The sequence below is a fragment of the Methylocystis parvus OBBP genome, from assembly GCF_027571405.1.
GTDB classification, from domain to species: domain Bacteria; phylum Pseudomonadota; class Alphaproteobacteria; order Rhizobiales; family Beijerinckiaceae; genus Methylocystis; species Methylocystis parva.
Genome location: NZ_CP092969.1, coordinates 80,344 through 105,070, shown reverse-complemented (window position 1 = coordinate 105,070; position 24,727 = coordinate 80,344). Strand labels below are relative to the sequence as shown.

Annotated in this window: 28 protein-coding genes and 5 pseudogenes; 13 read left to right on the top strand and 20 right to left on the bottom strand. The window is 58.5% G+C overall.

Annotated elements, in window-relative coordinates:
• Positions 1 to 58: 58 nt before the first annotated feature.
• The gene (locus MMG94_RS20220) at positions 59 to 1,414 is read right to left on the bottom strand and encodes an O-linked N-acetylglucosamine transferase, SPINDLY family protein (protein ID WP_026016464.1); all 1,356 of its coding nucleotides are present in this window, start codon (positions 1,412 to 1,414) and stop codon (positions 59 to 61) included.
• A gap of 357 nt (positions 1,415 to 1,771) precedes the next feature.
• Here MMG94_RS20220 and rpsU point away from each other — a divergent pair, with 357 nt between their 5' ends.
• Complete coding sequence (gene rpsU / locus MMG94_RS20215; protein WP_016921310.1) at positions 1,772 to 2,050, top strand: 30S ribosomal protein S21; 279 nt, start codon at positions 1,772 to 1,774, stop codon at positions 2,048 to 2,050.
• 72 nt (positions 2,051 to 2,122) lie between these two features.
• Positions 2,123 to 2,341 carry a hypothetical protein gene (locus tag MMG94_RS20210; protein ID WP_026016463.1) on the top strand — a complete coding sequence of 73 codons (219 nt, stop codon included), beginning with the start codon at positions 2,123 to 2,125 and terminating at the stop codon, positions 2,339 to 2,341.
• A 38-nt stretch (positions 2,342 to 2,379) separates the two neighbouring features.
• On the opposite strand, the gene MMG94_RS20205 is transcribed toward MMG94_RS20210, so the two are convergent.
• The 4 genes from MMG94_RS20205 to MMG94_RS20190 form a co-directional block, all read right to left on the bottom strand.
• Positions 2,380 to 2,652 (bottom strand): hypothetical protein, encoded by a 273-nt coding sequence (locus tag MMG94_RS20205; protein ID WP_016921308.1) that lies wholly within the window; start codon positions 2,650 to 2,652, stop codon positions 2,380 to 2,382.
• Between the two features lie 554 nt (positions 2,653 to 3,206).
• Positions 3,207 to 3,467: a hypothetical protein gene (locus tag MMG94_RS20200; RefSeq protein ID WP_016921306.1), complete on the bottom strand. Its 261-nt coding sequence runs from the start codon at positions 3,465 to 3,467 to the stop codon at positions 3,207 to 3,209.
• A 28-nt stretch (positions 3,468 to 3,495) separates the two neighbouring features.
• Positions 3,496 to 3,738 carry a hypothetical protein gene (locus MMG94_RS20195; protein ID WP_081495713.1) on the bottom strand — a complete coding sequence of 81 codons (243 nt, stop codon included), beginning with the start codon at positions 3,736 to 3,738 and terminating at the stop codon, positions 3,496 to 3,498.
• Between the two features lie 729 nt (positions 3,739 to 4,467).
• Positions 4,468 to 5,241, bottom strand: coding sequence for a hypothetical protein (locus MMG94_RS20190; protein ID WP_154420398.1), 774 nt, complete (start codon positions 5,239 to 5,241; stop codon positions 4,468 to 4,470).
• Positions 5,242 to 5,958: 717 nt separating this feature from the next.
• Between MMG94_RS20190 and MMG94_RS20185 the strand changes: the two genes are divergently transcribed.
• From MMG94_RS20185 to MMG94_RS20165, 5 genes and pseudogenes are all read left to right on the top strand, one after another.
• On the top strand, positions 5,959 to 6,690 hold the full coding sequence (locus MMG94_RS20185; RefSeq protein WP_026016462.1) for a trypsin-like peptidase domain-containing protein: 732 nt from the start codon (positions 5,959 to 5,961) through the stop codon (positions 6,688 to 6,690).
• A 552-nt stretch (positions 6,691 to 7,242) separates the two neighbouring features.
• Positions 7,243 to 7,455: a cold-shock protein gene (locus MMG94_RS20180; protein ID WP_016921300.1), complete on the top strand. Its 213-nt coding sequence runs from the start codon at positions 7,243 to 7,245 to the stop codon at positions 7,453 to 7,455.
• 525 nt (positions 7,456 to 7,980) lie between these two features.
• Positions 7,981 to 8,211 (top strand): hypothetical protein, encoded by a 231-nt coding sequence (locus MMG94_RS20175; RefSeq protein WP_016921299.1) that lies wholly within the window; start codon positions 7,981 to 7,983, stop codon positions 8,209 to 8,211.
• A 51-nt stretch (positions 8,212 to 8,262) separates the two neighbouring features.
• The gene (locus MMG94_RS20170) at positions 8,263 to 8,544 is read left to right on the top strand and encodes a hypothetical protein (protein WP_154420396.1); all 282 of its coding nucleotides are present in this window, start codon (positions 8,263 to 8,265) and stop codon (positions 8,542 to 8,544) included.
• A gap of 448 nt (positions 8,545 to 8,992) precedes the next feature.
• Positions 8,993 to 9,117, top strand: a pseudogene (locus tag MMG94_RS20165) (DUF2493 domain-containing protein); the annotation flags it as partial.
• A gap of 20 nt (positions 9,118 to 9,137) precedes the next feature.
• Here the strand turns inward: MMG94_RS20165 and MMG94_RS20160 are convergent.
• From MMG94_RS20160 to MMG94_RS20145, 4 genes and pseudogenes are all read right to left on the bottom strand, one after another.
• Entirely contained in the window at positions 9,138 to 9,512 is a 375-nt protein-coding gene (locus MMG94_RS20160) for a helix-turn-helix domain-containing protein (RefSeq protein WP_016921297.1), read from the bottom strand.
• A pseudogene (locus tag MMG94_RS20155) lies at positions 9,509 to 9,880 on the bottom strand (type II toxin-antitoxin system RelE/ParE family toxin). Before MMG94_RS20155 ends, MMG94_RS20160 begins: the two are co-directional and overlap by 4 nt.
• 326 nt (positions 9,881 to 10,206) lie before the next feature.
• Complete coding sequence (locus tag MMG94_RS20150; protein WP_040579455.1) at positions 10,207 to 10,476, bottom strand: hypothetical protein; 270 nt, start codon at positions 10,474 to 10,476, stop codon at positions 10,207 to 10,209.
• A 663-nt stretch (positions 10,477 to 11,139) separates the two neighbouring features.
• The gene (locus MMG94_RS20145; protein WP_026016461.1) at positions 11,140 to 11,352 is read right to left on the bottom strand and encodes a cold-shock protein; all 213 of its coding nucleotides are present in this window, start codon (positions 11,350 to 11,352) and stop codon (positions 11,140 to 11,142) included.
• A 1,034-nt stretch (positions 11,353 to 12,386) separates the two neighbouring features.
• Here MMG94_RS20145 and nhaA point away from each other — a divergent pair.
• A complete protein-coding gene (gene nhaA, locus MMG94_RS20140) occupies positions 12,387 to 13,697 on the top strand; it encodes a Na+/H+ antiporter NhaA (protein ID WP_016921291.1) in 1,311 nt (436 codons plus the stop codon).
• A 16-nt stretch (positions 13,698 to 13,713) separates the two neighbouring features.
• Here the strand turns inward: nhaA and MMG94_RS20135 are convergent, their stop codons facing one another.
• The 6 genes from MMG94_RS20135 to MMG94_RS20120 all read right to left on the bottom strand — a co-directional run bounded on the left by MMG94_RS20135 (position 13,714) and on the right by MMG94_RS20120 (position 17,251).
• Positions 13,714 to 14,025 carry a hypothetical protein gene (locus tag MMG94_RS20135; protein ID WP_081495711.1) on the bottom strand — a complete coding sequence of 104 codons (312 nt, stop codon included), beginning with the start codon at positions 14,023 to 14,025 and terminating at the stop codon, positions 13,714 to 13,716.
• Positions 14,026 to 14,118: 93 nt separating this feature from the next.
• On the bottom strand, positions 14,119 to 14,319 hold the full coding sequence (locus tag MMG94_RS22205) for a NepR family anti-sigma factor (protein WP_162129681.1): 201 nt from the start codon (positions 14,317 to 14,319) through the stop codon (positions 14,119 to 14,121).
• A gap of 235 nt (positions 14,320 to 14,554) precedes the next feature.
• The gene (locus MMG94_RS20130; RefSeq protein WP_016921290.1) at positions 14,555 to 14,827 is read right to left on the bottom strand and encodes a hypothetical protein; all 273 of its coding nucleotides are present in this window, start codon (positions 14,825 to 14,827) and stop codon (positions 14,555 to 14,557) included.
• 379 nt (positions 14,828 to 15,206) lie between these two features.
• Positions 15,207 to 15,839: an O-linked N-acetylglucosamine transferase family protein gene (locus tag MMG94_RS22045; protein WP_016921289.1), complete on the bottom strand. Its 633-nt coding sequence runs from the start codon at positions 15,837 to 15,839 to the stop codon at positions 15,207 to 15,209.
• A gap of 21 nt (positions 15,840 to 15,860) precedes the next feature.
• Positions 15,861 to 16,535, bottom strand: coding sequence for an O-linked N-acetylglucosamine transferase family protein (locus MMG94_RS22040; RefSeq protein ID WP_016921288.1), 675 nt, complete (start codon positions 16,533 to 16,535; stop codon positions 15,861 to 15,863).
• 446 nt (positions 16,536 to 16,981) lie between these two features.
• Positions 16,982 to 17,251: a TIGR02300 family protein gene (locus MMG94_RS20120; protein WP_016921286.1), complete on the bottom strand. Its 270-nt coding sequence runs from the start codon at positions 17,249 to 17,251 to the stop codon at positions 16,982 to 16,984.
• Positions 17,252 to 17,673: 422 nt separating this feature from the next.
• On the opposite strand from MMG94_RS20120, the gene MMG94_RS20115 reads away from it, so the two are divergent.
• Positions 17,674 to 17,871, top strand: coding sequence for a hypothetical protein (locus MMG94_RS20115; protein ID WP_081495710.1), 198 nt, complete (start codon positions 17,674 to 17,676; stop codon positions 17,869 to 17,871).
• Between the two features lie 89 nt (positions 17,872 to 17,960).
• Here the strand turns inward: MMG94_RS20115 and MMG94_RS20110 are convergent, their stop codons facing one another.
• Entirely contained in the window at positions 17,961 to 18,185 is a 225-nt protein-coding gene (locus tag MMG94_RS20110; RefSeq protein ID WP_016921284.1) for a hypothetical protein, read from the bottom strand.
• Between the two features lie 431 nt (positions 18,186 to 18,616).
• Between MMG94_RS20110 and MMG94_RS20105 the strand changes: the two are divergent.
• Positions 18,617 to 19,677, top strand: a pseudogene (locus MMG94_RS20105) (IS110 family RNA-guided transposase).
• A 427-nt stretch (positions 19,678 to 20,104) separates the two neighbouring features.
• Here the strand turns inward: MMG94_RS20105 and MMG94_RS20100 are convergent.
• Both MMG94_RS20100 and MMG94_RS20095 read right to left on the bottom strand, forming a co-directional pair.
• Positions 20,105 to 20,488, bottom strand: a complete 384-nt coding sequence (locus MMG94_RS20100; RefSeq protein ID WP_202948267.1) for an integrase core domain-containing protein — start codon at positions 20,486 to 20,488, stop codon at positions 20,105 to 20,107.
• Between the two features lie 583 nt (positions 20,489 to 21,071).
• A complete protein-coding gene (locus MMG94_RS20095; RefSeq protein ID WP_154420394.1) occupies positions 21,072 to 21,281 on the bottom strand; it encodes a hypothetical protein in 210 nt (69 codons plus the stop codon).
• Between the two features lie 295 nt (positions 21,282 to 21,576).
• On the opposite strand from MMG94_RS20095, the gene MMG94_RS20090 reads away from it, so the two are divergent.
• Entirely contained in the window at positions 21,577 to 22,305 is a 729-nt protein-coding gene (locus MMG94_RS20090) for a trypsin-like peptidase domain-containing protein (RefSeq protein WP_040579457.1), read from the top strand.
• A 116-nt stretch (positions 22,306 to 22,421) separates the two neighbouring features.
• Here the strand turns inward: MMG94_RS20090 and MMG94_RS20085 are convergent.
• A pseudogene (locus MMG94_RS20085) lies at positions 22,422 to 22,535 on the bottom strand (IS6 family transposase); the annotation flags it as partial.
• 137 nt (positions 22,536 to 22,672) lie between these two features.
• Between MMG94_RS20085 and MMG94_RS20080 the strand changes: the two are divergent.
• Positions 22,673 to 23,093, top strand: a pseudogene (locus MMG94_RS20080) (transposase); the annotation flags it as partial.
• Between the two features lie 352 nt (positions 23,094 to 23,445).
• Here the strand turns inward: MMG94_RS20080 and MMG94_RS20075 are convergent.
• Positions 23,446 to 23,598 (bottom strand): hypothetical protein, encoded by a 153-nt coding sequence (locus MMG94_RS20075; RefSeq protein ID WP_195840189.1) that lies wholly within the window; start codon positions 23,596 to 23,598, stop codon positions 23,446 to 23,448.
• Between the two features lie 140 nt (positions 23,599 to 23,738).
• Here MMG94_RS20075 and MMG94_RS20070 point away from each other — a divergent pair, with 140 nt between their 5' ends.
• Entirely contained in the window at positions 23,739 to 24,653 is a 915-nt protein-coding gene (locus MMG94_RS20070; RefSeq protein WP_016921279.1) for a transglutaminase family protein, read from the top strand.
• The last annotated feature ends 74 nt before the right edge of the window (positions 24,654 to 24,727 follow it).

Below are 24,727 nucleotides of genomic sequence, written 5' to 3'. Positions count from 1 at the left end.
ATTAACTAATCGGTCCATGCCCACGGCGTCGGGGGCCCACTTCGGCTCCGGTTCACACTCAGACTGCGGCAGGGGGCAATCCTAGTCGATATCGTTCCCACATCCTCGCGTAGAGCGATTCCAGCGCCAATGTATAGGCTTTGACATCGAACAAGGGCGCGCTCGGGCGGTTGCATGCGAGCGTTCGACGTAGATTTCTCAGCCTCGCCGCATCGGTCGCGAGCGCGTAGGCCAAGTCGAAATAATCGTCTTGATCCTCCACCACCAGCTCAGGGAGCCCGACTGCATAGAGGAGGCTGCCGGCGACGCGCGACGGGAATGTCGCGCCCGGCCGGGTGATGACCGGGACGCCGACCCAAAGAGCGTCGCTTGCAGTCGTGTGGGCGCCGTAGGGTGAGGTGTCGAGCACCAGGTCAGCCAGTTGAAGGCGCGCAAGGTGTTGGGCGTGTGGCAGATCCCCCGCAAAAATGAGCCGGGACCCATCGACGCCTCGCTTCCAGGCCTCGCCGCGCAGATTTCCCTCGGCTTCGCGAGTCGCAAGAAGCCAGAGAACGCTTCCTGGCACGTAGCGGAGCAGACGGCACCAAACATCGAAAACGGCGGGCGTGAATTTATAAGCCTGATTGAAACAGCAGAAAACGAAACCCTGTTCGGGGAGACCAGTCACCGTCCGATTCGGCGCGAGAGCGACTGTGTCACGACGTCCGTGCGGCTGATAGGAATGCGGAAGCATGGCGAAGGATTCGGCAAAATCGCCGGCGCTTCCCGCCGGCGTGCAAAACCTGTCGGTGACGATGTAGTCGCAAAGGTTTGGCCCGAGCGTTCCCGGGTAGCCGAGATAGTTCACTTGGATCGGCGCCGGCCGCAATGCCAGGATGGATGTTCGCGTTCCTTCGGTAAAACCCTTCAGGTCGACGAGAATGTCAATTCCATCGTTGTTGATGGTTTTCGCCGCCTCTTCGTCGGAGAACTGACTGATGTCGTTGAAGCGATCGAATGCGCGGCGTAACCTTGCACGCATTCCTTTGCCGTCATCTCTGCCATAGGAATAGGCATGAAGCTCGAAACGCGCCCCGTCATATGCCTCGAGCGTTTCGACAAGCAACAGCGCCGTAGCGTGGTCCTGAAAGTCGTTGGACAGATAGCCAAGCCTGATTTTCTGCCGGCCCTCGTCCCGAGGCGAAAATTGAAAGGCCAGTCTGGCCCGTGCGTCCGCAGCCGTCGCCAGCCGCCCACGCATCCACGTTTCCGAGCAGGCGCGTTGCTCCGTAGCAGAAAGCCCGGGTTCTGCAAGGAGTACGAACGGTGGGAGAGGTGCGCCTTCCAGTTCGACCAAGCGAGAGCGGGCGAACGCGGCCCGATGGTCGAAATCCTGCCAATCGCACATTCTACGGGTGCGGATGAAGGAACGCATCGTCTCTTTCTGACGGTGATCCGCCTATGCGCTCGGATACAAGCCGCAAGATGTCGGCTATTGGCGACCGCCATCATCCGCCACGCAAGCGCCGCGCCACCTCCGCCGGACACGGGCCGACCAATTGTTCCATTACAGGCGCGATTATCGGCTGGCGCTTGTCTGCGTCTTATCCTAAGGAATGAGGCGGGCGCGTTCGACAGTCGAACGCGGTATGCCTCCCCGCCCTAGATATTCTCCAGATATCCGAATTCTCGCGGCTCTGGCTTCGAAGTCGGAGCGTCCGATACATCTTCGAGCGGCGGCGCGGAATGCGTCACGCCGAGCCATGCAACTCTTTTTCAGATCGGAAAACTCGTGCAGGTTTTGGTTCGCGACAACAATGTCGATCAGGCGCTTCGCGTGTTAAAGAAGAAAATGCAGCGCGAAGGCGTTTTTCGGGAAATGAAGCAACGCCGCGCTTATGAGAAGCCCTCGGAGAGGCGTACGAGAGAGAAGGCGGAAGCCATTCGGCGTGCGCGCAAGCTTGCCCGCAAGCAGGCACAGCGAGAGGGGCTCGCCCCGACGCCGAAGCGCAAGTCCCGTCCCGAGAAGCCACGCTCTCCGGCGCCTTCTGTGTCGACCCTTACGAGTTGACGCCATAGCCAGCCACGCGTTCTGGCCAGCCGTTGAATCGAAAGCGTCCGAAGCGGATATGGAGGGATGACGATGGCTCGCAAACCTGGCTCGAAAAGCGAATACGTCCTTTTCGACGTCATCTACGATGACGGCAGCCAACGCTCCAATCGCCGCGTACCGAAGGATATTCTCGGCGGGATCGACGGAGACAAGCCCGCGCGTGCAATTATCGAAGCACAGGATCGAGAAATCGCCGAACGTTCAGGTCGACCGATGTCCGCAATCAAGGCGGTGCGACGGTCGTCTTGAACATTGGACGGCGACGGCCGTGGCGCGGCTGCCTCGGCTTACTGCGTGTCGTTATTTCTCCTTGAAGCCCGCTTGCGCCGAGAAAGGGGAAATGCGCTATCGTCGTATAGCGGACGGATTGCACGACCAAAATACTCCGCTTCTCCGATTTCGAGCTTGCAACCGTTAAGGATCGAGGGAGTTAACTCCTCGACCGCGAAGCGGATCGCCTCAGCGGCTTGCCCGAAGCGACGAAAAGCCAGGGTCCGGCCTCGATTTTCGCTCTTGCCATAGTATAAAGCGGCTTCAACGAAATAATCTTTCTCTTCCATTCGCGCCTCCCGCGTTACGCTCGTTCAAGATTCGATTCCGGCACGACGCGATCGTGTCCATCTCGCTCGGAGCAGATGCGATATTGGATCCCTTGGCCACGCCATTCAGCGCAAAAGTCTTGATTTAGCGCATCGATCAAAGTCACGGCCGTGCACCTGCATCTCTCTTAACGACCGTTTTAGAGAAGACGGCTTTATGCTCAGTCCGCGTCGGCTCTCATTCGCTCGACCGCGCCTTCGTATCCCTCGCGCTTTTTGTGTAGCCTCGCGCCACAGTCGCGAGCGAAATTGCGGCCCATATGCTTTGTTGCCAGTGACCATTCAAGAGGGCGCCCGGTCTTTCCGCCGCCCTCGCATAATTGTGGATAGGTTCGCCCGTCGTCTATTCGGATACTTTGACCCGGATACGCATGGGTGGTTATGAGCTCAGTCGCGCCCCTGACCTCATCGTAGACCGCAAGGCGGCCATGGACGCCATCAAAAAACGCAACCGCCCTCATAACATTGTCACCAGTCCTTCGAGGCCCCGACTTTTTCTCGGATCAATCCCTGATTTAGCGTGCAAGGCCCATTCGACGCCGGCGCAGGGGAAAGACAGTATCGTCATAGAGCGGTCGAATCTCACGGCCGAAGTAATGTGCCTCGTTGACTTCGAGGGTGCAGCCATCGAGTAGTTTCGGCGCGAGTTCTTCTACCGCAAAGCGGATCGCTTCAGCGGCTCTGATGAAGCGTCGAAAGACGAGCGCCTTTCGCTTTGGGTCCGCGCTTTTGGCGTAATAGAGCGACGCTTCGAGGAAGTAGTCATTCGCATTCATGGCGCCCTGCGTCGCTTACGCGCTTGCGTTACGTCGCCCGCTCCAGCGCATTTTCAGCAACAACACGTTCATGCCCATCGCGATCGGACCGAATCCGATATTGCAAACCATATCCGCCATCAGGCAGATGTCGCGTTACTCGAAAGTAGCCGTTCGCCGCGAAAGGTCCGGGTTTGCAAACGACATGGACGCCGAGCTCGAATTTATGAGTGGGAGCCTCCACGATTTTCAGCGTGCGAAAGCGTTCGCGCGAATCGATATCATTACCCATTTACCGCCTCTTGCCGACGTACGATAAACGCACCAGACCACGCGCGTCATTTCTTGTTGCGATCTTGAGCTTCCGCCTTTTCAAGCTTCGGCCATGGCGAACCTCTCCCTTCAGTGGGGACGCTCGCCGATTTCGCTTTCTTCGGCTTTTTCGCCTCGCGGTTTCCGCGTCGCTGTTCCTTGGCCACCCGCCGTCACGCCTTTTCCTTCGAGAATGAGATTCAGACAGCAGCGGCCTCGAGGCCGCCGCCACCCAAAATCCCTCGCCGTCGGGCCGCCGGTACATCCGCGGTCAGTCCAAGGACGTAAGTGGAATATTAATTCTGAAGCTGCAGCATATCCGCGTTGCGGCGACTCCGTAGCGGCCGCGATAGATCGATGTTCTGGAGAGGGAGTCACAAGCCGACGCGCCAAAGGCGAGAGAGAGTGTAAGATCGTCTGGCCGAAACCCGATGGTCCTAAGATAGAGCAGTATTTCGAAATTACAATGGCGCTTGAAACGGACTTTTGTATATGAGCGGCGGGCCTGCGTCCTGAACACCAGACGCCGCCACGCAAGAATGCCCGGCGGCGATCCATAATCACATCAATTTTGGCAAGCGCGCGGAAAGCGTTTATGGTCTGACGCGGCAGGTCGTGGATGTCCACGACAGGAAGGGGGCCGCCGGGGCGCGACAAAACTCTTCTCCAAAGAGGCGGTAGGTCGATCGCCCGCTGCCAGCTTGGTTAGTCATTCTATGACACATCCATTGCCGAGCAGCCGAAAGGGACGATTGCACTCCCATGCGTTGCCGGAATAGGTGAGATGGGCGTTGGCTGGAAGCTTGATCGGTTCGCATCCGCTTCCCTTCATCTCGAAGCCGCGGTTGCATTTCCACTTCTGCCCATAAGCGTCTCCTACCAAGACGGCATGATCCGGCACCTGCACGCTAACACACGCCTGACCCTTCTCCTCAAAGCCTCGGTCACATTTCCACTCACCTCCAGAGGTTGTCAGATAGGCATGGGCAGGAACTTCGATCTTGACGCAAGCCCGTTCACTCGCGCGATAGCCCCTTTCACACTCCCAGCCGCGCGGTTCGGCGGTTTCCGATAAGAACGCGTTCTCTGGCACTTTGATTAAATCACAGCCAACATTGCTTCGGCGATATCCCGTCAAGCATTTCCAGCTATCGCCGAAATACGGATCGAGATAGGCGCTCGCCGGAACTTGGACGGCGATACACTCATCGCCTTTTTCAGCAAAGCCATAATGGCAATTCCAGCCCTTGCCATAGATAGTGTTCGCCAGAAACGCGTGGTCCGGCAGCTTTACCTTGAGACAAATGTCATCCTGCCGTCGAAAGCCGCGCTTGCACTCCCAGTGGGAGCCATATCGACCTGCCTCTGCATTTTCTGGCAACGGCCTCGTGGATTGACCAATCGCCTCAGAGCTGAGCGCCGCCGTAAGCATGACGAGCATGTTTATCGTCAGCTTGAGCGTCTTACGAAATTGTCCATGCATAAGCTGGTCTCCAGTAAGCTTGAGCCTGCCATCTCCGAGCTGACGGCCGGCGACTAAAGGATTGCGGACAGATCAACGCTCTTGCCGCTAAAAGCCAGCAGGACTTTGCCCTTTAGGGAGCCCCGCCAACAAGGCGGGTCCGCCAAGGTTGGACGTTAATCACCTAAGCGTGCCAATGCTAAGTCAGTCAGTTAGCTGTCAGCTAATTGAGAAGGTTGGAATTATAGCCCAGCGCATTGTCTTGGACGACGCTTTCGGCTCGGCGGGAATGACGGCGGCCAACGGGTTGAAGCCAGTACACCTGTGCGCGACCAATGTGTTTTATTTCAGCCCCTCCCCGATCCGGTCGTCGTCCGATGATTGGGTGTTCTCCGATCGAACGTCTGAGACGGTGGGCAAAGATTACGATGATCTCGCCGCTGGTCCGCGCAGTCGATGATGCGCCCTGCGCAGTTCGCGATGGAAAATCGGCAATCAACGGACGTCGGTTGCGCGCTCGCCTGTGATGGCATTAAATGCCGTTCGTCCATTCTGAGTCTCGCAATCGAGACGTAGCCGACCACTTTCAGCCAAACCCTCCGCGAAACGAAACGTCGATCGAAGGACGACCACCTTGTTCGAGCCGCAATTCCTTCATCCTGCGCCTGGGCCGGAAATCCCGTTCTCCCGTCGGGGTAACGGCGCATCAGTCGATATTCGACTGGAGAGGAGAACACACTGATCGACTCTCTTTTACTCACTACGGCACGGATTTGCACGTTTGAGCAACAAAAGTTGCTGACGAATGCAAGCAGCTTTTTCTTTGAGCGCGACGAACGTCTGTTCCTGGTGACGAGCCGACACGTAGTAATCGACGAACAAAGCCATCATCTCCCGGACCGCGTTGAGATCGAACTTCACACCGACCCCGAGAATATGGCGAAGTCCTTAGGGTTTTCTATCCCGCTGTATCACCATGGCAAGGCCGTCTGGCGCCAAGGCCTCGACTCCGGCGGAGAGGTCGACGTTGCCGCCATCGAAATCGACCGTTCCGCATTGCCGGAGTCGACGGTTTATCGCGCTTTCAACCCCACCAACCTGTCGACCCCACATGAGCATATCGAGATTGGAGCGTCGCTGCTAATTGTCGGCTTTCCACTCGGATTTCACGACACATTGCATCACATGCCGGTCGTACGGCAAGCGGTGATCGCGTCTTCGTTTGATCTCCGCTTTCAGGGACACGGATATTTTTTGACCGATGCTCGCACGCATCGCGGCACGAGCGGAGCGCCCGTCGTGATGCGTCTATCTGAAAGCGCCTCGAATACAGGTGCTTTACCGTGGCGACTGCTCGGGGTTCACTCGTCTCGGCTGGACGTCGGCACGCGCGACCTGACTTTGGACGAGGCGCTCGGTCTCAATTGCGCCTGGTACGCCGACATCTTATTGACGCTGACGGCGACCTGACGGCACGGCTTTCGTCGGACTTTTGCCTTTGGCGCATGGAAGACGATTGCGCAACGTCGTTAGTCTCACAAGCAGGGTCGAACACGACCTCCTTCGAGAGACACTGCCCTTTCTATACGAGTTCATCTGTAAATACTGACTTCCGAGCCCGAACGATTCAAACTCGACCCGCTCCAGAAAATGCCGGGACTAAACACCTGGAGTGTATGGCGGCGCTGAGAAAGCGGTATCTCAAGATGTGGTCTCGCACTCTTGCCGGATTCCCGCCACGACGCTGAGAGGTGGGGCTTAGACGTCGCCCGTCGACTGCGCCGCTCCGGATTTGGGGATGCCAAGAAAGCCGGCGTAGAACGTGACGCTCGAAACAATCAGTCTGGGATTGCCATTGTTATTCTCTGAAACTGCACTATGTTGGTTGTATCGGGTTTCGGCCAGACGATCTTACGCTCTCTCTCGCCTTTGGCGCGTCGGCTTGTGACTTCCTCTCCAGAACATCGATCTATCGCGGTCGCTACGGAGTGGCCGCAACGCTGCTCCTGGAAAGGACATCTCATGCAAATTGGCGTCGTCAAATGGTTCAATGCGAACAAGGGCTTTGGCTTCATTCAGCCGGATGCTGGCGGTCCGGACGTCTTCGTACACGTTAGCGCAATCGAGCGCGCTGGGCTTCCGGCGCTCGTCGAGGGCCAGAAGGTCGGATACGAGCTTTTGGTCGACAAGCGCAGCGGCAAGCTCTCCGCGGATATGCTGCAGCTTCAGAACTAATATTCCACTTACGTCCTTGGACTGATCGCGGGTGTACTGGCGATCCGACGGGAGAGATTTCTGGAGGCGGCGGCCCCGAGGCCGCCGTTGTCCAAATCGTCCTCTCGAACGAAGGGGCGTGACGGCGGACGGCCAAGGAACAGCGACGCGGAAACCGCGAGGCGAGAAAGCCGAAGAAAGCGAGATCGGCGAGCGCCTCCGAGTCGGCAAGCGGCGCAGCTTGGCTAACGGTTGAAAAGCTGAAATCTGCGGATCGCAACAAGAATGATGCGCCCGCAGGCGCGTTCCTTCACATGTGACGCCGAGAGGTTGACTATATCGACGCGCGTGCGCGGTTTCACCGAGCAAAAATTGCGTCGACGCCTAGCCATGAATTCGACGTAGGCCTCGACGCGGCGCTTCCCTAACGCAGGCGAGGGCCTGCGATATCGAACAGCCATCGTAGCGGCCCTCTGCTTGCGATTATGGGCGGGATGCCTCTTACGGCCGAAATCGAAAATTTTCCCGCCTTAGAAAGGATTCCGCGTGAACTCCCCCCAAAGCGCCGCTCTCACCACCGAACAGAGCATCTTTCGACAAGCCCGCTTGCTTGAGGGCTATCGCTTGAATCTGCGACGGGGCGAAGCGAAAGTCAGAGACATGATCCTAAAGGATATCAGCCGCTTTTCCGATCTCGGGGCCAACCGGTATGCATCGGACTTATCTGAAGTCCTGGAGCAATTCGACATTACGCATTCGCGGCCGGAACTCGCGTGAAGCAGCTAGCGCTCCGAGCCGCTTACCCGATATTGCGACGAGTAGAAGGCAATGATCACTCAAGCCCCTTCAAAATTTGCATCCGCGGAATGGTGGGATGAACATCCACTAACCAGTCTTGTCGTCGTTCATGCGATTCTTGCGCTCTCGACGGACGACCGGACGCCAGAAGAAATATGGCTCACGCCCACCATCAACGAATGGCGACAAGTTGCTGAACTTGCCGCTGAGTATAGCGACTACGACGATTCCGCAATAGCAAGCGAACAAATGACATGGCAGATTCTATCCAGAGTTGTCCGAGGAGATGCGCCGCTGATTGAACTCAACTGAATCGGTTCACTGACCGGCTTGGTGGTTGCCGTGATCATCGCCGCGGGAGCGAACAACTTTCCCTACCGCGACCAGACGAGGACGCAGCTCCGACGCGGGGGAAGATGTTATAACGCGGCGAAGTCGCCCGATTTTCATTCCCGGCACGCTCGTCCTCGCGCCAGCCTTCGCGGGAAGCCATTGACCGCTTCACGGCGGAACGAAAGCAGGCGGCGGCGTAATTGCGCGACGGGGCGGATTGAGGGATGATCTTCTGCCCCTGTGGAGCGGATAGCGGTCAGGTCGAGACCATCGCCTCGAATAGGCGAGACAATCTACCAAGCCGCAGGGGCTCATGTCGATATTACCCGCCCGATCGAGCCGGACTGGAGCGTCTCGCCATCGTCGAGAGAAGCTCAATTGCGAAATTGTCATAGACGGCCGAAGCGGGAAGTCGGCGGCGGATCAGTTGCATGGCGGCAGCCCGCGCGGCGCCGAGCGCATCGCCGCCTGCTGGGCCGACAATCGCAAGGTTCCGCAGATCGTCTTCAAGCCAGACTGGACGCGTCACCCAAGGCTGCGCCCTTCAAGCGCATGATTCTTGATCCTCTGACTTACGCGGCCTTAGGCGCGCGTTTGCCATGCGCGAGCCTGCGTCGGCGGATTTTCGCGGGCTTCTTAAGAACCCCGAGAGCTTCCAGTTCGATCGGCGGATGATCCTCGAATTCCACAACAAGCCGCATCTTGCCACCGACCGCGGCGACGTAGTCGCGAAGCGTCGAAATCAGCATGTCACTGCGCTTTTCAAGGCGGGATACGCTGTCCTGGCCGATGCCGAGCACTTTGGCGACCCTGACCTGGGTTTTCTTGTGCGCCTCGCGCAGCTGCTTAAGCGCGTTCTCTTCCGCGATCAGTTCCGTTGTTCTCTCGGCAATGCGTGCACGCCGCGGCGCCGGGAGCCCAGCGATTTTCTCTTGCAGCGTGGTCATTTGCGTTTCCTTTCCTTCTTCAGAGTCGCGAGGTGGCCATCAAACCGCTCGTCCGCCTTGGCGATCAGCCGCTTGTAAAAGCGCTTCTCATTTGTGCCGCTTTTATCCCCCGCCACCAGCAGAATGGCCTGCTTTTCCGGGTCAAAGGCGAAGGCCACGCGCAGACGCCATCCGCCGCGTCAAAGCGCAGTTTCTTCATGTTGGCATGTTCGGAGCCGTTCAGGGTGTCGACGCGGGGTCGTCCCAAGTGCGGTCCAAATTCCACCAGAAGGTTGGCCTGGGCGAGCCGTTCGTCCTGCACATCCGCGTCGGTCGAGCTCGTCGAATTCAGGCTCGAACGCGGGATGAAACTCAACGGACCACTTCACAGGCATAATATGGATTCCAATCCATATGGTTTCAAGTGCATATAATATGTTGATGTCGTTCATGATGCGTTGAATTGTCTAAAATCCAATGATTTTGGCGTTGCCCTTTGGGCCGGCTCTCATGAACGGAGCCGCGCCGCGTCTCCGCCACCCCTTCGGGCTTCGATCATTCACGCGAGGCGGAGCGGCCATCCCGGCCGCGACTTTGTTGGCTGGGGCGAACTATGTCGAGGCGACGCAGAGAAGGTGTCTCAAAGCCGCGCAACGCCCGCGCGATCGGCAGAGCGAGCGCCCCGGGCCATCCCTGCGCCCAGCAAGTCACACTTTTAGGCGCGACGCGAATGCAATTTCGCCGGTCGGCGCCGTAAGGGATAGTCGGGGCTGTCGTAAAGCGGGCGAATCTCGCGGCCGAAAAAGTGCTGTTCATCCACTTCCAGTGAACAACTGGCCAAGGCCCTTGGCGCAAGCTCCTCTACCGCAAAGCGGATGGCCTCTGACGCGCGCGCGAACCGCCGGAAACTAAGCGATTTGCAATTCGCATTTGTTGCCTTGCAAAAAAAGACGGCGGCTTCGGCTCTGTAGTCCTTCACGTCCACATTCGCCTCCAGAAGCTTTAGATTAAATTGTCCTCCCTCCGGACGAGTTCGAGAGAGGATTCGATAGCGACCCTTTCCTGCCCATCGCGATCTCTCTTCATCCGATATTGCAACCCCGCGCCATCATCGGGAAGATGACGAGTAACTTGAAATGAATCCATGTTAATCGGCGCCCCGAACCTTTGGATCACCCGGACGCCAATCGGAAACTTATGCGATGGGCGGGAGATGATGCGATGTGCTCGATGGCGCGCGCGCGTCATTTTCGTTGTCATTCGACATCTAAAAGCACTCCTAGATTATATCCGACGTAATGGGAAGGCCGCCGCTCGCGCGCTCTGTTCAGCGTCGGCGTTTTGCTTCGGCTTCGCGCGCTTGGAGCTTCTCAACGGTCAGCCAAGACGATTCCTTGCCCGCAACCGCGCTCCCATCACGAGGTTTATCTTTCTTGGGCTTTTTCACTTCGCGATTCCCGCGTCGTTGACCTTTAGCCATGTCTTGCCCCTCGTATCGATGACCTCATGGTCGCTCGGGCAGAGACGCTCAAGCGTCTGAATGACTTCATGGTCGCTCGGGCAGCGATGCCCGAGCTTTGGCAGGAGTATAATTCGCGCCCTGACGGGGGAACGCTATGCGGGATCAACCGCCAGGGGCGAAGCTCTGCTAGGCCGCGATTTGCAACTGGTCCGCCGAAGATTTGCCGCTACGTCCGTCGACGGCAATTTCGTAGGTGACCTTCTGGCCTTCTGCGAGGCCGAACAGCCCCGCGCGCTCAACCGCGCTGATGTGGACGAAGACGTCTGGGCCGCCCGACTCCGGCTGAATGAAGCCAAACCCTTTTTGACCGTTGAACCATTTTACTGTGCCGGTCTGCATGACATGTCCTTTCAAGAACAAGCTGATTGCGCTTTGCCCATTGCAAAGCGCCTGTGGATCGAAGTTCTGGAGAGGAAGTCAGGAGCCGACGCGCAAGAGAGAGCGAAAGCAAGATCGTTCGGCCAAATTTCGATAATGTATTACTTAGCGCATATTTGCAAAATTACAAGCTTCGCATTGCAGCGCTAAAACCGAACAACTGCGCCGAATAACAGTATGCAACCAACTTTTGACGCTTGACCCGCGCGCAATATTTCGGCCGACACTCCGATTGTTCTATGATTCAAAAGTACGACTAAACGCAAATTCGAGAAAAATATTCAGAAATAACTTGCGTTGGGCGTTGGAGCGCCATCTGCCAAACAAGCCCACTTCGCGACAACGCGCCGCTACAGGCCAAGGAGCAAGGGTGATGGAAAAAAAGAATATCCTCGCTTCGCATTGCCGCGGACGATGATCTCATGTTGACCGGCAATCAGATGTCTTGGCGCATCCTGTCGAGAACATTTCGAGGAGATGCCCCCGCTTTGTCGGCTTGAGGTGGTTGCAATCACGACTTGCGCCGAGTCCGCGCCGATCCGATCGCCCCGCCACACAATCTCTGCCCGCTTTACAAAGTCGCGCCGAGCGATCGGATCGGCGCCATTCGTTACGGCGCTGACGACGGTGAATTGATGCCGATGGACATCGTCGCATTGGCGACATTCAGACCAGTCGAGATGTTAACCTAAGAGGTGGCCGACGAAACGGCCTACACGACAGCCGCGCGCGATGTGTGTGGCGGAAGCCGCAAAGTTGGAAAAAAAAGGTCGCGGCTCCCGCATAATTTTTAAGCAAGGCGGACCGGGAACGCCGTGGCCGTTGTGGTATCAGTGAACGTTGCGGACCAACGAAATCTCGGGATCGAAGCGCCGCCTTTGGATGGAAGAACTTAGGTCATTCATGCAAGCTGGCTCCGGTGGAAGCTGACAAACGACGCGCGCGCTAACGCGTCACCCGCCATTGCCTCAAAGGCAGAACTGAAGGTCTAACAAATGGGCGACGGCCGCACGCGGCTTCCCGAGGTGCCGGTAAATTGGATTACGAGACCATTGATGCGGTTCCTACGCATCGAGTCTATGGCCGGCGCAGTCCTGTTGCTCAGCACGCTCCTCGCGCTGGTGCTCTCCAACGCGGCGTGGTCCTCGCAATTTATCGCGATGTGGGAAATCCACGCAGGATTCAGGTTGGGAGACATAGAATTCTCTCGTTCATTGAGGAGTTGGATAAACGACGCGCTGATGACGCTTTTCTTCTTCGTCATTGCACTTGAGCTGAAGCGCGAACTGGTCCTGGGAGAGCTGCGCGACCGGCGAATGGCGGCGCTTCCCCTCGCGGCGGCTTTTGGGGGCATGGTGGCTCCGGTCGGGCTCTATCTGCTGTTGGCCCGCGGCGGGCCAGGCGCGAGCGGTTGGGGCGCCGTCATCTCGACAGACACCGCGTTCGTCATCGGATGTCTTGCGGCGCTCGGTTCACGCATTCCACAAAGCTTGCGGCTTTTTTTGCTCTCTCTGGCGATCTTTGACGACATCGGCGCCATACTGGTCGTTGCGATCGGTTACGTGGAAGCATTGAACTGGATCGCGATTGGCTACGCGGGATTCGGGCTCGCCATCGTGGCCGTGATTGCACGTCTGGGCATACGCAGCGTTGTCGTCTATTTCGCGATAGGCGGCGGCATCTGGTTGGCGCTCGACGCCTCGGGCGTCCACGCGACGCTCACAGGCATCATCCTCGGATTGATGACTCCGGCGCGGAGCTGGGTGAGTGATCGGCGCCTTCACGCTATACTTGACCGTGTGATCGCATATCCTCCAGGCGATCACTGGAGCAGTGACAATGCGGCGCAGCTCGACCTCCGTCAGGCCGGCGTTGCCGCCCGCGAGGCCGTGTCGCCGATCGAGCGCCTTGAGTTCGCCCTTCACCCTTGGGTCGCGTTCATGATCCTGCCGCTCTTCGCCCTGGCGAATGCAGGCGTGTCCTTGTCGTCGGCCAGCATCGACCAAACTCTGACAATCTCAGTTTTTGCCGCCTTCGTGGTGGGAAAGCCTGCCGGAGTTGTGTTTTTCAGTTTGCTGGCCGTAATGCTGAACATAGCAACCCGTCCCATCGAGCTCTCGTGGGGACTGTTGGCGGCCGGCGGCCTCTTGACCGGCATCGGTTTCACCATGGCGCTCTTCATCGCCGGACTGGCGTTCGAGCCCATCTTTTTGGACTCCGTCAAGATTGGCGTGCTTAGCGCGTCAGTCACCTCGGCGGCGGCCGGATTTCTGGCGTTGGCTTGGATAACATCCTCTCGCAGATGAAACGCGCTAAAGCGGGTCACTTTTTTCGACAGGGGCCGTGTCGTTCCGTCTGAGGAAAAAGTCGGTCGCGTTTTCCGGGTGTAACGCGACGATTGCGGCGCAGTTCGCCATCGTCGCAATCTAAAGAAAAATCCGCTGCATCTTCAATATGAGCATTCTTTGCCTCGTCAATTAAGCTCGTGAGCTGCTTCTTGAGAAGCGGTCCATAAATTTGCTTGCTGTGGTAGCCTTCACGGTCCAAGCGTTGCGTAAGATCCGAGATGCAACTGCACTCTCCTGAACGAGCCAAATCAAAGGCGTGCTCGATCGCGGTTTTGTTCGCAAACATAATAGTTGCCTTGTTTCGCGACCTCGCCAGCGGTTTCAACGTTCCGTGGTAGCATTGCGGCATGGAATCGCTCGGATTGAAGCGGAGGACACATCACTCTGAATTTGGAGGTCGCCGAAGCGCAATGGAGCCCGCAGGTTTCTGATCGAGCGCGTCTAACAAGTCGACCATGGCTGGGGGGAGCGGTTCTGCAACGATAGAGGCAAAAGTTTTCTTCAGCTGCTCAGCGATATGCGTCAGGTGGCACTCGCCATCCAGTTCGCGCTTCACCCTACGTCTTGATTGCGGCGTCATTTAACGGCCCTCCAGGGAAAAGCCGCGACATTTCCGCCGATATTGGAAGCGTTCACTGCCGCGTTTATGTAGGCCACTTCATTCCCGCCGCACAGAAACGTACAAGCAGTGGAGTCAGCTTAGCTCGGCTTCAAGAACCCTGGGTGGCATTGGCAGCGAAGGTGGCGCTTCTCGTTGGACGATAAGTTTCGCTGTCCAGCGGGATTTTAGCGTTATTGTCATTCAACTCTGCGCTTCAGAACGCCTTGCCGCAATTAAAATCCAGCGCGTACGATGAGTTTGACGCCGCCGTCGCAGACGGCTGTGCCGATGAGCCCGTGGGATTTGTCTCCGCCAACGGGAACGTGCCCATCCCAGACACAACCGTTTTTCCGTTGCTGCGGTCGGACATTTCAATCTTATAGAGCGCGTCTTTCACGTAGCCCCAAATCGTGTAGGTAAGCAGTTTGCCGTTGTCCAACTGCAAATTGGCGGTGCCGACGATCTTGCCCTCGGGATCGGTATTCATCGACCAGACGCCCTAGCCAGCCTTGACGCCAGATGAGCTTTCTTCTGTGACGTTCCAGTTTTGGCTTGCAGCAGAGGCTGGTCCCGCCAGACCGCAAAGTGCTACGATGGTCGGCAGCAGAAGCTTTGACATATCATTTCTCCCCTCGAAGCGGTTGATCGACTTCCGAAGGGAGCGCCATCCACTGTAGCTACATGTGGGGGCGGGCGCCCGCAAGTCAATGAGCTGCTCAAAAGCCTTTTCTGCTTCATGCGCGACTGCGCGCGCCTCGGATCGACTATTCTACCAAGGTTGCTCCGCTCGATCATCGGAGCGCGATAGGAACGCGCGTCGAGCGTTGGCGGAATCGTTCTACAGGAGACGATTCATCGACAGTAGCTCAGACTGCGGCTGGAGGCAGTCCAGATTTATGTCGCGCCCACATCCTTTGGTAGAGCGCTTCCAGCGCGACTGTATAGCGTTTGACGTTGAACAAGGGCGCGCTCAGCCGGTTGCCGGCGAGCCTGAGACGCAACCCGGTCAGCCTTTCCTTATCCGTTGCAAGAGCGAGGGCCAAGTCGAAGTAATCGTCTTGATCTTCGACGATCAGTTCGGGAAGTCCGATCGCGTGCAAGAGGCTGCCGGCGACGCGCGATGGAAATGTCGCGCCCGGCCGCGTCACGATCGGGACGCCAGCCCAAAGAGCGTCGCTCGCGGTCGTATGAGCGCCATAGGGCGCCGTGTCCAGTACGAGGTCAGCGAGTTGGAGACGTCTGAGGTGTTCGCCATGCGGTAGATCCTGCGCGAAAATCAGCCGCGAACCATGGACGCCGCGCTCCCACGCCTCGTTGCGAAGATTGCCTTCCGCCTCACGGGCCGCAGGAAGCCACAGAATGCTCTCCGGCACGCTGCGCAGCAGACGGCACCAAATGTCGAAAATTGCTGGAGTGAATTTGAAGGTCTGATTGAAACAGCAGAAGACGAATCCTTCTTCCGGCAGACCTGCGACGACGCGATGCGGCGCAATGTCCACAGCATCGTGGCGTCCATGTGGCTAATAGGAATGGGGCAGATAGGCGAAGGATTCCGCATAATCTGTGGCGCTCCCGGGTGGCGTGCAAAAAACATCGGTGATGATGTAATCGCATAGGCCCGGGCCCAGCGTGCCGGGATAGCCCAGGAAATTTACCTGTATCGGCGCCGGGCGCAGCGCGAGGATTGACGTTCTCGTCGCCTGAGTGAAGCCTTCGAGGTCGATGAGAATGTCGATCTCTTTCCGATAAATCGCCTGCGCCGCCTCAGTGTCGGAAAGCGGCGTGATGTCATTGAAACTATCGAAGGCGCGAGACAGCCGTGCGCGCATGTCGCCGCCATCGCTGCCGCCATAGGAAAAGGCATGAAGCTCGAAACGCGCGCGGTCCTGCGCTTCGAGAGTTTCAACCAGCAGATGCGCGGTCGCATGATCCTGAAAGTCGCTCGAGAGATAGCCGAGCTTTAATTTTGCCGAGCCTTGGCGTGTCGCGTTAAAGCGAAAATCGAGCCGCTCGCGCTCCAGGGCGGCCGCCGCCAGCCGCGCGCGCATCCAGATTTCAGAACAGATGCGTTGTTCCGCGGCCGAAACGCCGGGCTCCGCGAGCAGCACGAAAGGTGGGAGAAGCGCCGCGCTCGGCTCCGCTAATCGGGCGCGCACAAAGCTTCGACGGCCGGCGAACTCATGCCATTCGCACATTCGGCGAGCTCGAATGAACGAGCGCATCACGCCTTTCCGACGGCAAACCGTCTCATGCGCTCGTCTGCAAGCCACGACATGCGGAAAAAAGAGATCGCAGCTTATTCCTATGCAATCGCCGCACCAAGGAATGGCGCGGCGAAGCGCGCGTTTCTCCGCCGCCCTTGGTCGAAATAGGTGTCAACGGAGAATCGTCGCTCTCGAATGGATCGCATCTGCGCGATCTCCCCGTCTTTTGTCCAATCTGGTTTGCGGGCCGAACACGCCGGCCCGCACACATAAGCCACGCGAAAGGCGTCATGCACAGGTTCGAATTACGCGACGAGCTTGAATCCTATCCGCGGAGAACTTCCCTATGCGACGATCGATGCAGAGGTTCGCTGACGGGTTGGGCTAGCTCAATGCGAAGAGGCTGCTTCGCGCCTGACGGCGTCTTGGCGAGCGGTTCAGATCGCGGGCGCTTCCCCGTCTTCCATTTCATCGTCTTCCGCCTGTTCCTTCAATAAGTCGGCGTCGACGATCGCCGGCGCGACGGGTGTCGGCCGCGCATACGCGGCCCGAGACAACGGTGCGCGCTTCGGTGCCGAACGAACGATCTCGACCACCTGAAAGGCGGCGGCGCACTTGGGGCAGACGATTGGCATGCGATTGAGATCGTAAAAGGGAGCTCCACACGTCAGGCAGCGGCGCTTCGCGCCAAGTTCGGCTTTGGCCATGAGTATCTGTCCTTCAAAGTTTGGGCCCGGCAGACTTTCGGTGCAGCGATGAGTCGTGCGTGGCGCTGGCAGGGCTTTCGACGACGCCAGTGGGCGCCGGGCATTGGCCGTCGCCGCTATGTCGGCTTACCGCGCGTCAGCACGGCGGCTCCGCGCGTGGCGCGAAGGCAACAGGAAAATGATGCGGAAAACCGATAAAGCCCTATATGGGTATCCCGTGGCCGGTACACAAGGCCGCACGACCGCCGCGTCGGTTTTAACCGATGAACACCGCGACGAGCCTGGAGTGAAACTGAAAAAGCACCGCTGCTGTGAACCATGGGCAAGGGCGCGAACAATCGTCGCTCTGCAAGCCGTCGGCCCACGAGCTCTGAAGCGCGCCGAGGCAAGCTGGGCAGCCCGAGCGCACAAGGACCCATCTGATGACCGAAGCTGAGACGCTAATCCGAGAAATAGAATCGCTGCGTGAGACTATCCGGCGCGAGTGGTTCAACATTCGGCTTGATACTCTGACGCATGATGACCGAGTCGTCATTCGAGATCATATCGAACGCTGCCACGCCGATCTGAAAATCCTGCTGGATCGGCTATGGAATTTGGCTGACGAAAAATCAAATTAGCCGGCGCTATTGTCCCAGCCATCATCACGTCGCGTCATCATCGAGAACGTCGGAGCGGTTCGCCCACTGCCTACAAGGCGCTAGGCTGCTCAATTTTCCCGCGACGAGATAATTGAATCTAATTGAGCCATTGCTTTGAGAAGGTAATTGCCAAAGGGCAACCCCCCAACAAATTCCTCCGTGCGCTTGGGTTCCTTACCCCAGACAATTAAAAACCCCGCTAGCGCCAAGAGGAGCAAGGCAAGCAAAAATGATGTGAGCCCGGCAGAAACCGCAATTCCTAAGGCAATTCCCATCTTGGTTCTGTGGTTCATTATTGCCCCTCCTGGGTGTCGCGGTCGCGGTCGCTTTGTGCATCGTTGTGTTCGCACTCTCTTTGGCCGGATAGATCCGAGCATCAATATTAACGAACTGCGACTGAGGTATGGCGAATGACCTCAGCGCTGCAGCAACAGCATTCCCCCGCCCAAAATCATAGCTGTCCCTGTCGTAAATTAAATCCAAGCATATTGACGATGCATTGCTCCGAGAATTGGCGTTGAGCGAATGGTTCCAATCGATTGCACGGTGCGCGATATCGGCGCGTCCTTGCTCAAGGCGAGATGCGTTCGAGCGCCATTATAATAGCCGGGGGAATGACGTGTGGACGCCCGGCGGCCGTGTTGTTGTGGGGATGATGCCTTCGTGAGGCGATTCGGTTTTGGCGCGCGAACAGCGCGTCGACGATCGGCGAAGGAGGCGAGCGATGGAATTCTATGCAGGTCTCGACGTGTCGCTGGAGGCGACGAGCGTATGCGTGGTGAACGGGGACGGCGCGGTCGTGCGGGAGGCGAAACTGCCGAGCGATCCGGGCGCCCTTGAATTGTTTCTGGCCGAATGGGGCGTGCGTCTCAAGCGCGTCGGGCTGGAGGCGTTTTCCTTCAGCGCCTGGCTGTTCTCGCCGCGCTCGATGAGAAAGGGCTGCCGGTAGTGTGCGTCGAGACGCGACACGCCAAGGCGGCAATGAGCGCCATGCTGAACAAGACCGACCGCAATGACGCGCGCGGGCTGGCGCAAGTGATGCGAACGGGCTGGTTCCGCGCCGTGCATGTGAAGTCGCGCGAGGCGCAGGCGCTGCGCATGTTGCTCGCCGGCCGCAAGGCGGTGCAGGGCCAGGCGATCGAACTCGAGAATATGATCCGCGGGCTGTTGCGGCCGTTCGGCTTGAAGGTCGGACAGGTCTCGATCGGCAAGTTCGAAGCGCGGGTGTGCGAACTCGTCGCGGACGCGCCGGCGCTCGAAGCGATCATCGCGCCGTTGCTTGACGCCCGCGCCGCCATGCGATTGCAGTTTACGAAACTGCATCGCCTGGCCCTCGCGGCGGCGCGCCGGGACGACGCCGTGCGACGGATGATGACGACGCCCGGCGTCGGCGCCATTGTCGCGCTGACCTTCCGCGTCACCGTCGACGATCCGGCGCGCTTCAAGAAATCCGCCACTGTCGGCGCGCACTTTGGTCTGACGCCGCGACGGTATCAGTCCGGCGAAACCGATCGTTCTGGGCGCATCTCGAAATGCGGCGACGAGCTGACGCGCGCCATGCTCTATGAGGCGGCGATCGCCATTCTCACGCGCATCCGCCGCGCCTTCAAACTGCGGCTGTGGGGGTTGCGGTTGATGAAGAAGAAAGGGCTGAAGCGCGCGGCGACGGCCGTGGCGCGGGCGCTCGCCGTGCTGCTGCACAAGATTTGGGTCGATGGCGCGACGTTCCGTCATGCCGCCGGCATGAAACGCGGCCGGGGCCGGAGGATCGCTCAGGACGCGTGACGCGCTGAGCGAGACGGTTCCTTCCTCTTTCCGCGTTACAGGGTTCCGCCAAGGCGGAGCGGCGTCTCTCGAGGAGACGGGGACATGGGCGAGATCGCAACTTTTCTTGCCGGCGCCCGCAAGAGATGAACGCACGGCGCTTGTTAGCCTGACCGCCCGGTCTTCAGATCCCGGAATGTGGCGGCCCCGTCGTCGACCACGGACGTTAGCGAGCTCTCCTCGCAGAGATTTGCGCCGCGCCGGAACGTGATGATGAACGAAGGAAAGGACCGCGCAGCGAAGAGGCGCCGTTGAATGTCGTAGCGTGTCTTGTCGCGTGAAAGCGCGTGAAATAGAATGCAAGGATCGATCTGCTTCTTGCGGATCGACGGAGAGAGGCATTGTCTCCACAGACTTTGACTCTAAAGAAAAAGTTAGAGTCATTACGTTAGTTTAGGTAAGAAAGCAGAATCTGGCGTAGATGTTGTTCGCCAACGATCACGATGTGATCGAGGCATTCCCGTCGGATGGAGCCGATCAGACGTTCACAGTGTCCATTCCGCCAAGGCGAGCGGGGAGCGGTTGGTTTGTCGCGAATGCCCATCGCGCGCAGACGCCGTTTAAAGACATCGCCATAAGCGCCATCGCGGTCGCGGATAAGATATATCGGCGTCTCCTCCCAGCCGCATGCCTCGTCAAGCTGGCGGGGGATCCATTCCGCAGTAGGACACGCGGTCACGCCCAACCACAATATCCTCCGACGATCGTGGCGCATAATCAATAAGCCATAGAGCAAGCTAAAGGTGAGTGTCGGAACGACGAACAGATCCATCGCCGCGACGCCATCGGCATAATTGCGCAGAAATGTTCTCCACCCTTGCGAAGGCCGCTTTCTGCGTTTCGCCATATACTTGGCGACCGAGGTTTGGTCGATCTCGATTCCGAGCCTGTCTATGCAACACATTGAGCCGACGGCGTAGCGCAGCGATCTCGGATTCCCGCGAGGCGCCCGACCGGAACAACCCGGTGAGGGCCGACCAGATGAGTTGGAGCAACTCCGCCATAAGGGAGAACATCAACCAATTCGACGCGGTGCGCCAGCCGGATAGATTTTACGGTAGGGACAGGCGCCGCGATGACGCTCGGAAAATTCGGCCGCGGCCCGCCAGCGGCAGGCCGTGACCGTCGACCGCTTTTGCGGGGCGAACGTCCCAGCGCTAAAGCGTTCTATAAAGCCGGAGTGGAACGCGCGCTCAATCTCTTTTCGATCAAGCAAATTCTTTTCCAAGAACCGCTTCGCAGTCTTGGGGAACAAGCTCTCGCGTCGACAGGGGGATGCCGGCTTCAGCGGGGCGACCGACACGCTGCTTGGTCTGCGAAACCGATCTCCAAATCTTCGTCGAACCGGGAGCACATCACCCGAGACGTTTCCGAACGGATTCGGTCAGCTCCTCGGCAAAACGCAGCATGGATCGAAGAACAGCCTCTTCATTTTGAGCCGTAGTTCCTACGTCCTGCACCTCGATCGGAAATTCCGTCCTGCCTTCGGCGGATTGCACACGAACGCTGTAAACCAATTTTCCGTTCGGATGCTGTTCGACTTGCGTCACGTGGATGCCAGCCATGCGTTACCTCTTATGGGCTTTATTGGAGTGGACACACTCGCCCAAGTCGACAGGCGCCCAGGACTAATATAGGGCCGCTGGGTCAGATCCCAAGCGGCCTGGGTTGGCGCGTTTGGCGACTATTCGCGGGGTGACACCGGGTGCTGCGCTGGCAGACAAAAATCCCAAAGGAGGGAAGGCGCTTTCCCGTCGGGCGCGCCCGAATAAATTCAAACCCTGAATATGGTATGAATTGCGCTCGACAATCCTCGCCGCTTCGACGGCCCGAGGCCGGGCTAAAGAGGAGAATGCGCCGATAGACTCTCTCTTGCTCACTGCAGCGCGGATTTGCACCTTCGAGCAACAGTGGTTGCGAACGAATGCAAGCGGCTTTTTTTTCGAGCGCGATGAACGTTTGTTCCTGGTCACGAGCCGGCACGTGATGAAGGATGAACAGAGCCGTCATCTCCCGGACCGTCTGGAGATCGAGCTCCACAATGACTCCGAGAACATGGCCAAGTCCACCGGCTTTTCGATCCCGCTGTATCACCATGGCAACCCCGTCTGGCGCCAAGGCGTCGACTCCGCAGGCGCGATCGACGTCGCGGCAATCGAGATTGACCGCTCCGCCATGCCAGAGTCGGCGGCCTACCACGCTTTCAATCCCGCCCACCTCTTGAACGCGCGCGAGCACATCGAGATTGGCGCGTCGCTGCTCATTGTCGGCTTTCCGCTCGGCTTTCACGACACTTTGCATCACATGCCGGTCGTGCGCCAAGCGGTGCTTGCGTCGTCCTTCGGTCTCCGTTTTCAAGGACAGGGATATTTCTTGACTGATGCGCGTACGCATCGCGGCACGAGCGGCGCGCCCGTCGTAATGCGCGCAACCGGGGGCACCTCGAAGCAAGACGCTTTACCGTGGCGACTGCTCGGGGTTCACTCGTCGAGGCTCGATGTCGGCACACGCGACCAAGTCCTCGACGAGGCGCTCGGTCTCAATTGCGCTTGGTATGCCGACATCCTGCTGACGCTGACGGCGACTTGACGGGAAGGCTCCGGTCGGACTTCCGCAAATGGCTCCCTCCTGCCAACTCTTCGCCCGTGAGTCGCTCTGCTCATTGAGGTATTCTGGCCGCGTGTTCGTGCCCGTCTCGGCGTTTCCAATCCCTTGAGCGAGCAATGCTCGACGTTTGGCATGATTTTTCCGCGAGCCGCAGCATAAGAGCCGAGCTTGTCGGTGACGATGCGTCGAGGGCGGCTACCTTGCTTTTGGAGACATTGATACGCTAACCCACCTTATTCAGCGATGGAGTGATTGTGGGCTGGCGAGCGTAGCGTAAGGCTTTGATTTAGTGTATGGATTTGTTGTCTACGCTGATCATTCACGCCATTGCATCGACGCCACGCGCGCCATGACCGAAGATACCTCCCTCCCGTTTTCGTTTACAGCCGTTGGCCGCAAGAAGATCACCGCCGCATTCGATGGTGGACGCATCACCTCGGACGCTGGGGTGATGTTGCTGGGGCAAGCCGAGCGCCGGCTGGGACTGGCGGACAAACTCGCCGCCGCCATCGCCGTTCCGCGCAATCCCTTGCTGATCACCCATTCGCTGGACAGTATCTTTCGTGCGCGTATTCTCGCCATCGCGCGCGGTTAACGAGGATGCGGATGATCTCGATCATCTACGCAAGGATTCGGCCTTCAAGATCGCCTGCGGGCGCTTGCCCGATACGGGGAACGATTTGTGCTCGCAGCCGACCATGTCGCGTTGGGAGAATGCGCCGACTTTGCGCGAAATCATGAAGCTCGGCGGCGTGCTGCTCGATCTTTATTGCGCCGGCATTGACACGTTAACGTCCTGAGTTCGCGCGAAAGCTTCATTGAGTTCTTGCTTCATGCCGCAGCAACCGTCGCGTCGCGCCGGCGAACAACACGCCAATTCCTAGACCGGAGAAAGCCGGGCCGGGCGTCCCGCCTTTTTGTTCGCGCTCTTTGCGCGGCGCGCACTGAGGCTCGTCAAAGCCGTATCATTCATACCATGGGCCGCACAAGGATAGCGAGAACCGTGACGATCGGGTGGATCCGACCTCGGCGCTCACGCCGCAGCGAGTGGAGTTATCTCAGCGTCGCAACATCAGTCGGATTTTTTATAGTGCAAATTCAATAATATAAGTGTTCTAAGTTTTATTCTGAGCGGCGCTCCAACTCGGCTGCAGAAACGCCGAGCCCGGCGAGGGCGCGCGGGATGGAATTGCTCGCGTGATCGACGACGATGAGGAACGGCGAGAGGCCGTTTTCATTCAGCGCCGTGATCGGTGCCGGCTCGTCGGCCGCCAACAGGCTGTCGGGCGTTCCATTCATCGGGTTCGGGTTCGTTGGAGCGGCGGGAGCGGGGCCACGATTGAGTCCTATTTCTGGCGTGGAAATTGCCTTCTACCTGAACGTGCAGTATCTGCAACTTGCAGCGCGGGACGGCAATGCCGATTCTCACTGTCCGGCACGTCACGACTTACCATTACAAGCAGCCTGTCGCCTTCGGCGAACACCGGATGATGCTGCGTCCGCGCGACGATGATGACCAAATCGTGCTCGAGTCCGAACTCGAAATTTCGCCCACGCCGAGCCAAATCTTTTGGGCGCGGGATGTTTTCGGCAATCATGTCGCGACCGCGCGTTTCGCGGAACGCGCCTCGGAGCTTCGCTTCAAAAGCACGATGCGTCTGCGCCACACGCCGACCGACTTCCGAGAGGCGGATATTGAGGACTTCGCGCGGAGCCATCCGTTCGCTTATAGCGAGAAAGAGCGGTCCGATCTCGCGTGCTTCCTCACGCCGCTGTCCCAGCATCCCCGGCTTGCTCGCTGGGCCGCCGCGTTCCTGCGCGAGGACGGATCGGCCGACACCCACAAGCTTCTCGTCGATATGACGCAGACCATCAACCGGACCTTCAAACATGTGGCGCGACATGAGAAGGGCGTTCAAGACGCGCTACAAACTTTGGAACTCGCCAGCGGGAGTTGTCGCGACCTTGCGATGCTCATGATCGCGGCGCTGCGCTCGCTAGGATTCGGCGCGCGATTCGTCTCTGGCTATCTGCATCTTGGCGATGGGGAAGATGACGATGGCGACGTCGGCGGCAACACCCATGCCTGGATTCAGGCCTATATCGCCGGCCCGGGCTGGGTTGACTTCGATCCCTCAAGCGGCATGGTCGGGAATCGGAATCTGGTGCGCATCGCGATCGTGGACGAGCCGAGGGAAGCGATTCCGCTGCAAGGAACATCGATCGGAACGGCGTCCGACCATCTCGCTATGAAGGTCGCGGTCAAGGTCGCCGCTGCTGCGGACGCTGAAGCGGAATGCAGCAGGGTCTGCATGGTCGCAGCAGGATAATGTTCGCCCGCGACGATTGCGACGGCTCCGCTTGCTCGGGCAGAAGAGGCTGTCGATGAAGATTCGCGCTGGCT